General features: G+C 61.4%; 12 protein-coding genes. 1 reads left to right on the top strand and 11 read right to left on the bottom strand.

Annotated elements, in window-relative coordinates; all coding sequences use genetic code 11:
* The first annotated feature begins 386 nt into the window (after positions 1 to 386).
* Positions 387 to 1,277: a LysR family transcriptional regulator gene (locus NOM55_RS05860; RefSeq protein WP_120810580.1), complete on the top strand. Its 891-nt coding sequence runs from the start codon at positions 387 to 389 to the stop codon at positions 1,275 to 1,277.
* Positions 1,278 to 1,422: 145 nt separating this feature from the next.
* On the opposite strand, the gene sucD is transcribed toward NOM55_RS05860, so the two are convergent.
* The 11 genes from sucD to sdhC all read right to left on the bottom strand — a co-directional run bounded on the left by sucD (position 1,423) and on the right by sdhC (position 14,177).
* The gene (sucD, locus tag NOM55_RS05855; protein ID WP_047966798.1) at positions 1,423 to 2,307 is read right to left on the bottom strand and encodes a succinate--CoA ligase subunit alpha; all 885 of its coding nucleotides are present in this window, start codon (positions 2,305 to 2,307) and stop codon (positions 1,423 to 1,425) included.
* A 27-nt stretch (positions 2,308 to 2,334) separates the two neighbouring features.
* Positions 2,335 to 3,504 carry an ADP-forming succinate--CoA ligase subunit beta gene (gene sucC, locus NOM55_RS05850; RefSeq protein ID WP_047966799.1) on the bottom strand — a complete coding sequence of 390 codons (1,170 nt, stop codon included), beginning with the start codon at positions 3,502 to 3,504 and terminating at the stop codon, positions 2,335 to 2,337.
* Positions 3,505 to 3,619: 115 nt separating this feature from the next.
* Complete coding sequence (lpdA, locus tag NOM55_RS05845; RefSeq protein WP_255907849.1) at positions 3,620 to 5,053, bottom strand: dihydrolipoyl dehydrogenase; 1,434 nt, start codon at positions 5,051 to 5,053, stop codon at positions 3,620 to 3,622.
* Positions 5,054 to 5,134: 81 nt separating this feature from the next.
* The gene (odhB, locus tag NOM55_RS05840) at positions 5,135 to 6,346 is read right to left on the bottom strand and encodes a 2-oxoglutarate dehydrogenase complex dihydrolipoyllysine-residue succinyltransferase (RefSeq protein WP_120810578.1); all 1,212 of its coding nucleotides are present in this window, start codon (positions 6,344 to 6,346) and stop codon (positions 5,135 to 5,137) included.
* Positions 6,347 to 6,396: 50 nt separating this feature from the next.
* Complete coding sequence (locus NOM55_RS05835) at positions 6,397 to 9,225, bottom strand: 2-oxoglutarate dehydrogenase E1 component (protein WP_120810577.1); 2,829 nt, start codon at positions 9,223 to 9,225, stop codon at positions 6,397 to 6,399.
* 157 nt (positions 9,226 to 9,382) lie between these two features.
* Positions 9,383 to 10,672 carry a citrate synthase gene (gltA, locus tag NOM55_RS05830; protein WP_047966803.1) on the bottom strand — a complete coding sequence of 430 codons (1,290 nt, stop codon included), beginning with the start codon at positions 10,670 to 10,672 and terminating at the stop codon, positions 9,383 to 9,385.
* Between the two features lie 57 nt (positions 10,673 to 10,729).
* The gene (locus NOM55_RS05825; RefSeq protein ID WP_047966804.1) at positions 10,730 to 10,978 is read right to left on the bottom strand and encodes a succinate dehydrogenase assembly factor 2; all 249 of its coding nucleotides are present in this window, start codon (positions 10,976 to 10,978) and stop codon (positions 10,730 to 10,732) included.
* Positions 10,975 to 11,679, bottom strand: coding sequence for a succinate dehydrogenase iron-sulfur subunit (locus NOM55_RS05820; protein WP_047966805.1), 705 nt, complete (start codon positions 11,677 to 11,679; stop codon positions 10,975 to 10,977). Before NOM55_RS05820 ends, NOM55_RS05825 begins: the two co-directional genes overlap by 4 nt.
* Positions 11,680 to 11,698: 19 nt before the next feature.
* The gene (gene sdhA, locus NOM55_RS05815; RefSeq protein WP_255907848.1) at positions 11,699 to 13,465 is read right to left on the bottom strand and encodes a succinate dehydrogenase flavoprotein subunit; all 1,767 of its coding nucleotides are present in this window, start codon (positions 13,463 to 13,465) and stop codon (positions 11,699 to 11,701) included.
* The gene (gene sdhD / locus NOM55_RS05810; protein ID WP_047966807.1) at positions 13,465 to 13,809 is read right to left on the bottom strand and encodes a succinate dehydrogenase, hydrophobic membrane anchor protein; all 345 of its coding nucleotides are present in this window, start codon (positions 13,807 to 13,809) and stop codon (positions 13,465 to 13,467) included. The genes sdhA and sdhD overlap by 1 nt, the downstream gene beginning before the upstream one ends.
* Entirely contained in the window at positions 13,803 to 14,177 is a 375-nt protein-coding gene (sdhC, locus tag NOM55_RS05805) for a succinate dehydrogenase, cytochrome b556 subunit (RefSeq protein ID WP_047966892.1), read from the bottom strand. The genes sdhD and sdhC overlap by 7 nt, the downstream gene beginning before the upstream one ends.
* Positions 14,178 to 14,313 lie beyond the last annotated feature (136 nt).

The raw sequence follows: 14,313 nt of genomic DNA, 5'->3' as shown, positions 1-14,313 counted from the left end.
AAATGAATTAAAATTATCAAAATCATTCCAATATAGAATCAACCAACGGCGGGCAAAAAAATAGCCGGCTAAGTAGCCGGCCTAACATGCTCGTAAGGGGAATCCAAGGAATAAACCTCGTACACAATCCCCGGATGTACGAGGCATCAGTCAATTCTGATTCAGCACTCGGCTGATGCCTTTCAGCGGTATCGCTACCACCGATCACAACCTGTCACTGGCGGCGCGAGTCGGGAGGAGAATCCGTTCTGCAGCCTGGATGCCAGCGCTGGGTTGTCGTTACGAGCCACAACACAACACAGAGAGTGATTGCAGTATAGGTAGCCGCCGTTCATTCTGGAAATGAATTAAAATTATCAAATCAATTCCATTAAGGCATAGTCAAGATGGACATCAAGGCGCTGCGTTACTTTACCGAGCTGGTGCGCCAGCAGAACTTTACCCGCGCCGCCGAGGCGCTGTTTGTCACCCAGCCCACCATCAGCAAGATGGTGAAACAGCTGGAGGACGAGATCGGCAGCCCGCTGCTGATCCGCGAAGGCAAGAGCTTCCACCTCACCGACGCCGGCCGCGTGGTCTACCAGCGCGGCCAGGACGTGCTGGCGGCACAGCTGCGCCTCAACAGCCAGCTGGCGGAACTGGCGGAGCTGGCGCGCGGCGAGCTGGTGGTCGGCCTGCCGCCGATGACCGGCGGTGCCTTTTTCGCGCCGGTGGTTGGCGCCTTCCGCGACCGCTATCCCAATGTCGAGCTGAAGATGGTGGAAGACGGCGCCCGCGCCATCGAAAGCAGCGTGCGCAACGGCCTGCTGGAAATCGGCGCCGCGGTGCTGCCGGTGGACAACACCGTGTTCGAAAGCCTGAGCCTGGTACGCGACCGGTTGTGCCTGATCGCGCCCACCGGCAGCCCGTGGCACGGCATGGACAGCGTCACCCTGCTCGACATCGCCGACCGGCCGCTGGTGTTCTATCCGGAGGACTTCTCGCTCAGCGCGCGCATCACCGACGCCTTCCGCCTGCTCGGCAAGAGCGTGCACATCGCCGGGCGCAGTGCGCACTGGGACTTCATCGCCGCGATGGTGGAGGCGCGGCTCGGCATTGCGCTGCTGCCGGAAGTGGTCGCCAGTCACCTGGAGCCGCACCGCTTCGACGTGGTGCCGGTCGACGAGGAGCGCATCATGTGGCACATCGGCCTGATCTGGAAGAAGGACAGCTATCTGTCGCACGCCGCCCGCGCCTGGATCACGCTGACCCGCGAAATCCTGTTGCCGGGGCACTGAGCAGCGCACCGCAGCACCAGCTTGGCCGCAAGCAATGCGGCCAACCTTGCAGCCCTAACACGCCCGCGCGGCACCATCGCCGCCGCGCCATGAAAAACGCCACCGCGAACGGTGGCGTTGTGCTTGGATCAGGCAGTCTTGCGACTTAGATCATGCCCTTGCTTTTCAGCAGTTCGAACATGGTCTTGCCGATTTCGGCCGGGCTGCGAGTGTAGGCGATGCCTGCCTGCTCGAAAGCCTTGAACTTCTCTTCGGCAGTACCCTTGCCGCCGGAGATGATGGCGCCAGCGTGGCCCATGCGCTTGCCTTTCGGGGCAGTCACACCGGCGATGTAACCAACAACCGGCTTGGTCACGTACTGCTTGGCGAATTCGGCCGCTTCTTCTTCTGCGGAGCCGCCGATTTCACCGATCATCACGATAGCGTCGGTATCCGGATCGTCCTGGAACAGTTTCAGCGCGTCGATGTGCGAAGTGCCCGGGATCGGGTCGCCGCCGATACCGATGCAGGTCGACTGGCCCAGACCCAGCGCGGTGGTTTGTGCCACGGCTTCGTAGGTCAGGGTGCCGGAACGGGACACGATACCGATGCGGCCCGGGTTGTGGATGTGCCACGGCATGATGCCGATCTTGCACTCGCCCGGGGTGATGATACCTGGGCAGTTAGGGCCGATCAGGCGGATGCCGGCTTCGTCGACGGCTTTCTTCACGTACAGCATGTCCAGGGTCGGCACGCCTTCGGTGATGCACACGATCAGCTTCACGCCGGAATCGATGGCTTCCAGGATGGAGTCCTTGGCGAAAGCTGCCGGTACGTAGATAACCGAGGCATCAGCCTGGGTCTGGCGTACGGCGTCCTTCATGGTGTTGAACACCGGCAGGCCCAGGTGCTCGGAACCGCCCTTGCCCGGGGTCACGCCACCGACAACCTTGGTGCCGACTTTCAGCGCCTGTTCGGCGTGGAAAGTACCGTTCTTGCCGGTGAAGCCTTGCACCAGCACTTTCGTATCTTTGTTTACCAATACGCTCATTTTGAAATCCTTATGCGGTGCAGGTGATTAAAGCGCGGCAACGGCAGCAACGATCTTCTCGGCTGCGTCGTTCAGGCCCTGGGCGGATACCAGCTTCAGGCCGGAGTCGTCCAGAATCTTGGCGCCCAGTTCAGCGTTGTTGCCTTCCAGGCGCACAACGACAGGAACGGTCACGTTCACTTCTTTAACGGCAGCGATAATCGCTTCGGCGATCATGTCGCAACGAACGATACCGCCGAAGATGTTGATCAGCACGCCCTTGACCGAGGTATCGGCCAGGATCAGCTTGAACGCTTCGATCACGCGCTCTTTGGTGGCGCCGCCGCCTACGTCCAGGAAGTTGGCCGGCTGGCCGCCTTTCAGCTTGATGATGTCCATGGTGGCCATCGCCAGACCGGCGCCGTTCACCATGCAGCCGATGTTGCCTTCCAGTGCCACGTAGTTCAGGTCGAACTCGGAAGCTTTCACTTCGCGCTCGTTTTCCTGCGACTTGTCGCGCTGGGCCAGCAGCTCAGGGTGACGGTACAGGGCGTTGGAGTCGAGGTTGATCTTGCCGTCGACGCAGGCCAGTTCGCCGTTTTCACGCAGCGCCAGCGGGTTCACTTCGAACAGTGCGAAATCGTTGGACACGAACGCGTCGTAAGCGCCCAGCATCAGCTTGGTGAATTCACCGATCTGCTTGCCGGACAGGCCCAGGGCGAACGCGCAATCGCGTGCCTGGAACGGCTGCATGCCGACCAGCGGATCCACTTCCACCTTGATGATCTTTTCCGGGGTTTCTTCCGCTACTTTTTCGATTTCCACACCGCCTTCGGTGGAAACCATGAACACCACGCGCTGGGAGCCACGGTCAACCACGGCGCCCAGGTACAGTTCGCGCTGTACCGGGTACATGTCTTCGCATACCAGTACGCTGTGAACTGGCTGGCCAGCGGCGTCAGTCTGGTAGGTCACCAGATTGGTACCGATCAGGCTCTTGGCAACTTCAGCGGCTTCTTCGCGGCTTTTCACCACTTTCACGCCACCGGCCTTGCCACGGCCACCGGCGTGGACCTGGGCCTTAACAACGGCAAATTTGCCGCCCAGAGTGTCGTAAGCAGCAGCGGCTTCTTCTGGCGAGTTCGCCAGAATGCCCTTTTGCACCGGCAAGCCGTATTTGGCCAGCAGCTCTTTCGCTTGGTATTCGTGCAGGTTCATTGAGTTTCCTTTCGGGTGGATAGTTGGCAGGCCTTGCGGCCAACCTTGCTATGCCTGTGATTCTGCGATTGTACCGCCCGCGGCGCGGGCGGTCTTGTTTAATCGTGTAGCGTGCTTAGCCGTGCAGTGCGCGCTTGTCGGCAGCCAGCGCCGCCTCGTGCACCACTTCCGACAGGCTTGGATGGGCGTGGACAATGCGCGCCAGGTCTTCGCTGGCCGCCTTGAACTCCATCGACACCACGCCTTCGGTGACCAGCTCGGACACCATCGGGCCGATCATGTGCAGGCCGAGGATGCGATCGGTCTTGGCGCAGGCCAAGAGCTTGACGGTGCCCTGTGCCTGACCCAGACCCAGCGCGCGACCGTTGGCGGCAAAGCCGGAGGTGCCCTTCTTGTACTCGATGCCTTCGGCCTTGAGCTGCTCTTCGGTCTTGCCGACCCAGGCGATTTCCGGCGAGGTGTAGATCACCCACGGAATCACGCCGAAATCGACGTGCGGCTTTTGACCGGCGATACGCTCGGCCACCGCCACGCCCTCTTCCGACGCCTTGTGCGCCAGCATCGGGCCACGCACCACGTCGCCAATCGCCCATACGTTCGGCAGGTTGGTGAGGCAGTGGTCATCGACCACCACGAAACCGCGCTCGTCCAGCTGCAGGCCGACGGTTTCGGCACCGAGACCGGCAGTGTGCGGCACGCGGCCGATGGACACGATCAGCTTGTCGAACTCGGCCTTCACGGCTTCGCCGTTCAGCTCGTAGTTGACGGTCACGCCCTTGTCGCCCTTGACGATCTCGCCGATCTTCACGCCCAGCTTGATGTCGAGACCGGTATCCTTGGTCAGCGTCTTGAACGCTTCCTTGGCGATCTGCTGATCGGCAGCGGCGAGGAAGGTCGGCATCGCTTCGAGGATGGTCACGTCGGCGCCGAGGCGCTTCCATACCGAACCCATTTCCAGGCCGATCACACCGGCGCCGATCACGCCCAGGCGGGCCGGCACTTCTGCCAGCGCCAGTGCGCCTTCGTTGTCCAGCACGATCTGGTTGTCGGTCGGCAGGCCCGGCAGCTGACGCGGGCTGGAGCCGGTGGCGACGATCACGTGGGTGGCTTCCAGGGTATCGACCACGGCACCGTTGTCGGTCACTTCCACCAGCCACTTGTCGCCCTGGCGGCCCTTGAGGCCACCCAGACCGTGCACGTTGGCAACCTTGTTCTTCTTGAACAGGAAGGCGATGCCGCCGGCGTTCTTGGTGATGATGTCGTTCTTGCGCGCCAGCATCTTGGCCACGTCCATCTGGGCGCCATCGACGCTGATGCCGTGCTTCTGGAAGTCGTGCTGTACCGCGTGGAAGTTTTCCGACGACTGCAGCAGTGCCTTGGACGGAATGCAACCGACGTTGAGGCAGGTACCACCCAGCGAAGGCTTGCCTTCCGGGTTCTTGGTGGCGTCTACGCAAGCGGTGCTGAAACCCAGCTGGGCAGCACGGATGGCAGCGACGTAGCCGCCTGGGCCACCGCCGATTACCACCACGTCAAACTGTTGACTCATGATTGTTCCTTGTATTCATTGCGGCCAACCCCTCAAGGTTGGCCGCAACCGGGAAAGCGGGACCAGCCGTCCCGGACAGGCTTACAGGTCGAGGATCAGGCGGGCCGGATCTTCGATCGCGTCCTTGATCGCCACCAGCGACAGCACCGCTTCGCGGCCGTCGATGATGCGGTGGTCGTAGGACTGCGCCAGGTACATCATCGGACGCACGACTACCTGGCCGTTTTCCACTACCGCACGCTCCTTGGTGGCGTGCATGCCGAGGATGGCGGACTGTGGCGGGTTGATGATCGGGGTCGACATCATCGAGCCGAAAGTACCGCCGTTGGAGATGGTGTAGGTACCGCCGGTCAGCTCTTCCACGGTCAGCTTGCCTTCCTGCGCACGCTTGCCGAATTCGGCGATCTGCTTCTCGATGTCGGCCAGCGACAGCTGGTCGGCGTTGCGGATCACCGGTACCACCAGACCACGCGGGCTGCCAACGGCGACGCCGATGTCGAAGTAGCCGTGGTAGATGATGTCGTTGCCGTCAACCGATGCGTTCACGATCGGGAATTTCTTCAGCGCGGCCACGGCGGCCTTGACGAAGAAGCCCATGAAGCCCAGCTTCACGCCGTGCTCTTTCTCGAACTTGTCCTTGTACTTGGCGCGCAGGTCCATCAGCGGCTTCATGTTCACTTCGTTGAAAGTGGTCAGAATCGCGTTGGTCTGCTGCGATTGCAGCAGGCGCTCGGCCACGCGCTGGCGCAGGCGGGACATCGCCACGCGCTGCTCCGGACGGCCGGACGCATCGGCGGCAACCGGTGGCAGCGGTGCTACCGGCTTGGCAGCGGCAGGTGCCGGCTTGGCGGCAGCAGCAGCCACGTCTTCTTTCAGGATGCGACCGTCACGACCGGAGCCGGCCACGCCAGCCAGGTCCACGCCGCTTTCGGCAGCCAGCTTGGCAGCCGACGGCATCGCCGCGCCGCCTGGCGCTGCAGCCTGTACCGGTGCTGCGGCAACCGGGGCCGGGGCAGCTGCTGCTGCGGCCGGGGCGGCATCGCCGGCGGTAGCCGCGGTGTCGATGCGGGCGATCAGCTGACCGGAAACCACGGTCGCGCCATCCTGCTCGATGATTTCGACGATCACGCCGGCCAGTGGTGCCGGCAGTTCCAGCACGACCTTGTCGGTCTCCAGATCGATCAGGTTTTCGTCACGGGCAACCGCCTGACCGACACGCTTGTGCCAGGACATCAGGGTGGCTTCGGAAACCGATTCCGGCAACTGCGGCACTTTCACTTCGATAATGGCCATGTTCTTCTCCGTTTTGGGGCGGCTGGCAGCCGCCCTTTGTTCTACAGGTGTTATTTGTTAACCGACATGGCTTCTTCGATGAAGCCCTTCAGTTGCGCAACGTGCTTGCTCATGTAACCCACGGCCGGCGATGCCGACGACGGACGACCGGCAAACAGCAGGGTCTGCTTGGCGCCCAGCAGCGCCTCCAGACGGTGGCGGATCTGATACCAGGCACCCTGGTTGCGTGGCTCTTCCTGAACCCACATGATTTCCTTCACGTGGGAGAAGCGTGCCAGCTCGGCCTGCAGCTGTTCGGTCGGGAACGGATACAGCTGCTCGACGCGGATGATCGCCACTTCGCTGTCCAGCTCGCGCTCCTTGCGACCGTTGACCAGATCGTAGTAGACCTGGCCGGAACACAGGATCACGCGCTTCACTGCCTTGGCGTCGCTGATGCCGGCATCGCCGATCACCGGACGGAAGCTGTGGGAAGTGAAGTCTTCCAGCGGGCTCATCGCATCCTTGTAGCGCAGCAGGCGCTTGGACAGGAAGATCACCAGCGGCTTGCGGAACGGACGCAGTACCTGGCGGCGCAGCACGTGGAACATCTGGCTGGCTTCGGACGGCATCACGATCTGCATGTTGTGCTCGGCGCACAGCTGCAGCCAGCGTTCCAGACGCGCGGAGGAGTGCTCCGGACCCTGGCCATCGTAGCCGTGCGGCAGGATGGTGGTCAGGCCACACAGACGGCCCCACTTGGTTTCGCCGGAGGAGATGAACTGGTCGATCGCGACCTGGGCGCCGTTGGCGAAGTCGCCGAACTGCGCTTCCCAGATCACCAGCTGGTCCGGTGCCGAGCAGGCGTAGCCGTACTCGTAAGCGAGGACCGCTTCTTCGTTCAGGATCGAGTCGATCACCAGGAAATCGGCCTGGTTGTCCGACATGTTGCGCAGCGGCACGTAGGTGCCCTGGTCCCAGCGCTCGCGGTTCTGGTCGTGCACTACGGCATGACGGTGCGAGAAGGTACCGCGACCGGAGTCTTCACCGGAGATGCGCACGCCGTAACCGTTGGTTACCAGCGAGGCGTAAGCCAGTGTTTCGGCCATGCCCCAGTCGATCGCCTGCTCGCCGGCAGCCATCGCGCGACGGGCATCCTGCACGCGCTTCACGGTCGGGTGCAGCTTGTAGTTTTCCGGCACCGAGGTGAACTTCTCGGCCAGACGCTGGATATCGGCGTGCGGCAGCGAGGTGTCGGTCGGGTGTGCCCAGTGGGTGCCCTGGTACTGCGACCAGTCCAGCGCGTGTTCGCGGCGGTAGTTGGACAGCACGGTCTGTTCGACGTGTTCGCCCTTGTCCAGCGCATCGCGGTAAGCCTGGATGAAGTTGTCGGCCTCGGCGGCGGTCAGCACGCCTTCGCCAACCAGACGCTCGGCGTACATCGCGCGCACGCCGCCGTGCTTGGCGATCTTCTTGTACATCATCGGCTGGGTCAGGAACGGGTCATCGCCCTCGTTGTGGCCCAGTTTGCGGTAGCAGACGAGGTCGATGACCACGTCCTTGTTGAACTTCATGCGGAAGTCCAGTGCTGCCTGCATCACGTAGCACACCGCTTCCGGATCGTCGCCGTTGACGTGGAAGATCGGCGCTTCGATCATCTTCGCCACGTCGGTACAGTACAGCGTGGAACGCATGTCGCGGGTATCGGAGGTGGTGAAGCCGACCTGGTTGTTGATCACGATGTGCAGCGTGCCGCCGGTACCGTAACCGCGCGTTTGCGACAGGTTGAAGGTGCCCTGGTTGACGCCGAGACCGGCAAAGGCGGAGTCACCGTGGATCAGCACCGGTACCGCGGCCTTGCGCTCGCTGTCCTTGCGGCGATCCTGACGCGCGCGCACCGAACCCTCGACCACCGGGTTGACGATCTCGAGGTGCGACGGGTTGAACGCCAGCGACACGTGCATCGGGCCGTTGGCGGTCGGGATGTCGGAGGAGAAGCCCATGTGGTACTTCACGTCGCCGGAAGCCAGCTCCTGCGCCGCCTTGCCTTCGAACTCGGCGAACAGGTCGCGCGGCTGCTTGCCCAGGGTGTTGACCAGCACGTTCAGGCGGCCACGGTGGGCCATGCCGATGATCAGCTCTTCCACGCCCACCGAGGTAGCGTTCTGGATCAGGTGGTCCAGCGCTGCAATGGCGGATTCGCCACCTTCCAGCGAGAAACGCTTCTGGCCGACGTACTTGGTGTGCAGGTAGCGTTCCAGCGTTTCGGCAGCGGTGATCTGCTTGAAGATGCGCTTTTTCTTGTCGGCGTTGTAGTGCGGGGTCGACAGGTCACCCTCGAAGCGCTTCTGTACCCAGTGCTTTTCTTCGGAGTTGGTGATGTGCATGTACTCGACGCCGATATTGCCGCAGTAGGTCTGCTTCAGACGGGCAATGATCTCGGACAGCGGCAGCTTTTGCGGCGCCACCAGCGAGCCGACATTGAAGTGCACTGCCATGTCGGCATCGGTCAGGCCGTGGGTGGCGTGATCCAGCTCGCGCAGCGTCGCCTGGTCCATGCGCTTCAGCGGGTCGAGGTTGGCCTGGCGCGAACCCAGTACGCGGTAGGCCGAGATCAGCTTCAGCACCGCCACCTGTTTCTGCATCGACTCCCAGTCGGTAGCGGCGCTGCTGCGCTGTGCTACCGGCGGGCGCTTGGCCAGCTGGATGAAGGATTCCTGGATCGGCTGGTGAGCGACATCACGGTCGGCAGCACCAGGCGCGGTAGAAAGCTTGTCGAAGTAGTCCCGCCATTCCTGCGAAACGACTGTCGGATCAGCGAGGTACTGCTCGTAGAGATCCTCGATGAACGGTGCATTCCCACCAAACAGGTAGGAATGACTGTACATGGATTGCATCATTATTCGACCCTTTTGTCTGCGTTGCTGCTTTGCAAAAACCGTTTTGACAAAGAGAGTGGGCGCTTGACACCCCCGCTCCCTTTGACAGAACGCTCTGCCCTGCCCCAGCGGGCAGAAAAAGGTTGGCCGCAAGCATGCGGCCAACCTTGTCTACTGCTTAGCGGTTGCCTTCGTCGATGAAGTCACGACGCGGTGCACCGGTGTACAGCTGGCGCGGACGGCCGATCTTCATCGCCGGATCGGCGATCATTTCGGTCCAGTGCGAGATCCAGCCCACGGTACGTGCCAGCGCGAAGATCGGCGTGAACATCGATACCGGAATACCGATCGCGGACAGCACGATGCCGGAGTAGAAGTCGACGTTCGGGTACAGCTTGCGCTCGATGAAGTACGGATCGGACAGCGCGATCTTTTCCAGTTCCATCGCCAGCTTGAACTTCGGATCGTTCTGCAGACCCAGTTCGGTCAGCACTTCGTCGCAGGTCTTCTTCATGATGGCGGCGCGCGGGTCCATGTTCTTGTACACGCGGTGGCCGAAGCCCATCAGTTTGTAGCGCTTGTCTTTCACGCCCTGCATGAATTCGGCCACGTTGTCCACGGAACCGATTTCGTCCAGCATCTTCAGTACCGCCTCGTTGGCGCCGCCGTGCGACGGGCCCCACAGGCAGGCGATACCGGCGGCGATACATGCGAACGGGTTGGCACCGGAGGAGCCGGCCAGACGCACGGTGGAGGTGGAGGCGTTCTGCTCGTGGTCGGCGTGCAGGGTGAAGATGCGGTCCAGCGCGCGCGCGGTCACCGCATTCACCTTGTACTCTTCGCACGGGGTGGAGAACATCATGTGCAGGAAGTTCTCGGCGTAGGTCAGACCGTTCTTCGGATAGGAGAACGGCAGGCCCTTGTTGTAGCGATACGCCTGTGCCGCGATGTTCGGCAGCTTGGCGATCAGGCGGTGTGCGGAGATGCGGCGATGTTCGGAGTTATTGATGTCCAGCGAATCGTGATAGAACGCGGACAGCGCGCCGACCACACCCACCATCACGGCCATCGGGTGCGCATCGCGGCGGAAACCCTTGTAGAAGCTGATGATCTGGTCGTGCAGCATGTTGTGGCGCATCACGCCACGTTCGAACTCGGCACGTTGCGCCGCGGTCGGCAGTTCGCCGTTCAGCAGCAGGTAGCAGACTTCGAGGTAGTCGCTCTTTTCGGCCAGTTGTTCGATCGGGTAACCGCGGTAGTACAGCTGACCGATATCACCATCGATAAAGGTGATGGCGGATTCGCAGCTGGCGGTAGCCAGGAAACCCGGGTCAAAGGTGAACATGCCGGTCTTGGAGAAGGCGCGGATATCAACGACGTCCGGTCCCAGGGTACCCTTCAGCACCGGCATTTCCAGCGTGTCTTTGCCGTCGTTGTAGGTGAGCGTCACTTTACGATTGTTTTCCACAGCAATACTCCCAGTCTAATTTGTGGTCGTTGTAATAATTGTTTGCTGCTGCGGGCCTCAGGCTGCCCGCAAGATCCCGATGATGTGCGCCAACTCGGGATCGTCCACTTCCGCCTTGCCGTTCACGTAGTCCAGAAAGTCGTTATCGCCCAGATCCAGACATTTCTGATACGCAAACAGCTCGGCCGTGGTGAGCTGCTCGAAACCGTTGGCGAGGAAACGCTCCAGCACCAGGTCGAGTTCGAGCAGGCCACGGCGCGAGCGCCAGCGGATCCGTTTCAGTTCGATCGGATCAAAATCGGTCATACCGCACGCTTGACCATCAGGTCTTTGATCTTGCCGATGGCCTTGGTCGGGTTCAGACCCTTAGGACATACGTCAACACAGTTCATGATGGTGTGGCAGCGGAACAGACGGTACGGATCTTCCAGGTTGTCCAGACGCTCGTTGGTCGCCAGGTCGCGGGTATCGGCAATGAAGCGATACGCCGCCAGCAGGCCGGCCGGGCCGACGAACTTGTCCGGGTTCCACCAGAACGACGGGCAGGACGTGGAACAGCAAGCGCACAGAATGCACTCGTACAGGCCATCCAGCTCTTCGCGGTCTTCCGGCGACTGCAGACGCTCGCGCTCTGGCGGTGGCGTGTCGTTGATCACGTACGGCTTGATCGAGTGGTACTGCTTGAAGAACTGGGTCATGTCCACGATCAGGTCGCGGATGACCGGCAGGCCCGGCAGTGGACGCAGCTCGATCGGCTGTTTCAGATCGGCGACGTTGGTCACGCAGGCAAGACCGTTCTTGCCGTTGATGTTCATCGCATCGGAACCGCAGATGCCCTCGCGGCAGGAGCGGCGGAACGACAGGGTGTCGTCCATCGCCTTGAGCTTGACGATCACGTCCAGCAGTTTCACGTCGGTCGGCGACAGCTCGACCTCGTAATCCTGCATGTACGGCTTGGCGTCCTTGTCCGGATCGTAGCGATAGATGGAAAAACGTGCTGTTTTCATATAAGTCTCCGGCCGGCGCTTAGAAGGTACGCACTTTCGGTGCGATGTACTCAACCGACAGCGGCTTGGTGTGTACCGGCTTGTAGGTCAGACGACGATCTTCACCGTAGTACAGGGTGTGCTTCATCCAGACTTCGTCGTCGCGCTCCTGGTAGTCGGCGTGGGCGTGGGCGCCACGGGACTCCTTGCGCGCATCGGCCGAGATCAGGGTCGCCACGGCCACTTCGATCAGGTTTTCCAGTTCCAGCGCTTCCACGCGGGCGGTGTTGAACACCTTGGACTTGTCCTTGATCTGGGTGCGCTTCACGCGCTCGGCCACTTCCTGGATTTCCTTCACGCCCAGCGCCAGGTTTTCCGAGTTGCGGAACACGGCGGCACGCGCCTGTACCGTACGCTGCATTGCGGCGCGCACGTCGGCGACTTCTTCGCCACCGGTCTGGTTGTCCAGACGCGCGATACGATCCAGCGAGATCTGGCCGGCGTTGGCTGGCAACGGCTTCCAGGTCGGCATTTCGTTCTTGATGAATTCGACCATGCTGTCACCGGCCGACTTGCCGAACACCACCAGGTCGAGCAGCGAGTTGGTACCCAGACGGTTGGCACCGTGCACCGAGGCGCACGCGCATTCGCCGGCAGCGTAGAAGCCGTTGACGCGGGCTTCCGGATTGTCGCCTTTCGGGATCACCACTTCGCCACGGTAGTTGGTCGGAATACCGCCCATCATGTAGTGGCAGGTCGGGATCACCGGGATCGGTTCCTTGATCGGGTCGACACCGGCAAACTTGATGGCGATCTCGCGGATGCCCGGCAGACGCTGCTTGATGATGTCCGGACCGAGGTGGTCCAGTTTCAGCAACACGTGATCCTTGTTCGGGCCGCAACCACGACCTTCCAGCACTTCCTGCTCCATCGAGCGGGCCACGAAGTCACGCGGGGCCAGGTCTTTCAGGTTAGGCGCGTAGCGCTCCATGAAGCGTTCGCCATTGCTGTTCAGCAGGATGCCGCCCTCGCCGCGCACGCCTTCGGTAATCAGCACGCCGGCACCGGCCACGCCGGTCGGGTGGAACTGCCAGAATTCCATGTCTTCCAGCGGAATGCCGGCACGCACGCTCATGCCCAGGCCGTCACCGGTGTTGATGAAGGCGTTGGTGGAGGCGGCGTAAATACGGCCGGCACCACCGGTGGCGAACAGCACGCCCTTGGCGTGGAAGTTGTAAACCTCGCCGGTTTCCATTTCCAGAGCAGTCACACCGACCACATCACCGTCTTCGTCACGGATCAGGTCCAGTGCCATCCACTCGATGAAGAACTGGGTGTTGGCGCGCACGTTACGCTGGTACAGGGTGTGCAGCATCGCGTGACCGGTACGGTCGGCCGCGGCACAGGCACGCTGCACCGGCGCTTCGCCTTCATTCTGGGTGTGGCCGCCGAACGGGCGCTGGTAGATCTTGCCGTTTTCCAGACGGTCGAACGGCATGCCGAAGTGCTCAAGCTCGATCACGGCTTCAGGCGCCTTGCGGCACATGAATTCGATGGCGTCCTGGTCACCCAGCCAGTCCGAACCCTTCACGGTATCGAACATGTGCCATTCCCAGCGGTCTTCCTGCACATTGCCCAGCGAGGCGGAGATACCACCTTGTGCGGCAACGGTGTGCGAACGGGTCGGGAATACTTTGGACAGTACGGCAGTTTTCAGGCCGGACTCGGACAGTTGCAAGGCAGCACGCAGACCTGCGCCACCGCCGCCAACAATTACTGCATCAAATCGACGAACGGGAATGGTCATTACAGCCCCCATACAACCTTAAGCGAATAAATAAAACAGGACACCAGCCAAACCGCAGTCAGGGTGTGCATGGTCAAACGCACGCCAACCGGTTTGATGTAGTCCATCCAGAGATCGCGAATGCCTACCCATGCATGCAGGAACAGCGCAATCAAGGTGGTCTGGGTCAGCACTTTTACCCAGGTCTGGCCGAACAGCAGCTTCCAGCCTTCATAGCCGGAAGGCATCGCCAGCAGGAACAGGATCAGTGCGGCGGTATACACCAGCATGATCACGGCCGTAGCGCGCTGGACGATCCAGTCTTTCAGGCCGTAGTGAGCACCGACAACTTGACGGTTTACCATAGGATGCCTCCGATGATGGCGGTCAGACTCAGGCTGACGGCCAGAACCATTTTCGCGGTAGCGCGGGCAGTTTGCAGCTCAAGTCCCTTGTGGATATCCAGCAGCAGGAAACGGATGCCGGCGGCGGCGTGGTGCAGGAAGCCCCACAGCAAGCCGATCAGGATCAATTTCACCAGGGGATGGGCGACAACAGCACGGTAGCTGTCAAAGGCGTCGGCGGAACTGAGCGAACCGCTGAGAAGGTAAATCAGGAGTGGCAGGGAGAAAAACAGTGCCACACCGCTGATCCGGTGCAGGATCGAGACAATACCCGGCACGGGCAGTCTGATCTTGCTCAGATCTAAGTGCTTTGGTCGTTGCTTCTGCATATAGCTTCCTTGGATGTGCATGAACCAAGTGGTTTTTTACGTTAGCGGCGGCCCGAAAACTGCCGTCGCCGTTAGGAGCCAGGGGCCACCCCTGATCCATCAAGATCATGCTGCACGATGCTGCACGTGCAACATA

Origin of the sequence: Vogesella sp. AC12, assembly GCF_024437575.1 — a bacterium.
Lineage (GTDB): Bacteria > Pseudomonadota > Gammaproteobacteria > Burkholderiales > Chromobacteriaceae > Vogesella > Vogesella indigofera.
This window is presented reverse-complemented; position numbering and strand designations above follow the sequence as displayed.

What these genes read in the sequence shown, in the direction of transcription:
- NOM55_RS05825 (WP_047966804.1), bottom strand. Translation starts at nt 10,978, where the DNA reads ATGACCGATTTTGATCCGATCGAACTGAAACGGATCCGCTGGCGCTCG.
- sdhC (WP_047966892.1), bottom strand. Translation starts at nt 14,177, where the DNA reads ATGCAGAAGCAACGACCAAAGCACTTAGATCTGAGCAAGATCAGACTG.
- sdhD (WP_047966807.1), bottom strand. Translation starts at nt 13,809, where the DNA reads ATGGTAAACCGTCAAGTTGTCGGTGCTCACTACGGCCTGAAAGACTGG.
- sucC (WP_047966799.1), bottom strand. Translation starts at nt 3,504, where the DNA reads ATGAACCTGCACGAATACCAAGCGAAAGAGCTGCTGGCCAAATACGGC.
- sdhA (WP_255907848.1), bottom strand. Translation starts at nt 13,465, where the DNA reads ATGACCATTCCCGTTCGTCGATTTGATGCAGTAATTGTTGGCGGCGGT.
- odhB (WP_120810578.1), bottom strand. Translation starts at nt 6,346, where the DNA reads ATGGCCATTATCGAAGTGAAAGTGCCGCAGTTGCCGGAATCGGTTTCC.
- sucD (WP_047966798.1), bottom strand. Translation starts at nt 2,307, where the DNA reads ATGAGCGTATTGGTAAACAAAGATACGAAAGTGCTGGTGCAAGGCTTC.
- NOM55_RS05820 (WP_047966805.1), bottom strand. Translation starts at nt 11,679, where the DNA reads ATGAAAACAGCACGTTTTTCCATCTATCGCTACGATCCGGACAAGGAC.
- lpdA (WP_255907849.1), bottom strand. Translation starts at nt 5,053, where the DNA reads ATGAGTCAACAGTTTGACGTGGTGGTAATCGGCGGTGGCCCAGGCGGC.
- NOM55_RS05835 (WP_120810577.1), bottom strand. Translation starts at nt 9,225, where the DNA reads ATGATGCAATCCATGTACAGTCATTCCTACCTGTTTGGTGGGAATGCA.
- NOM55_RS05860 (WP_120810580.1), top strand. Translation starts at nt 387, where the DNA reads ATGGACATCAAGGCGCTGCGTTACTTTACCGAGCTGGTGCGCCAGCAG.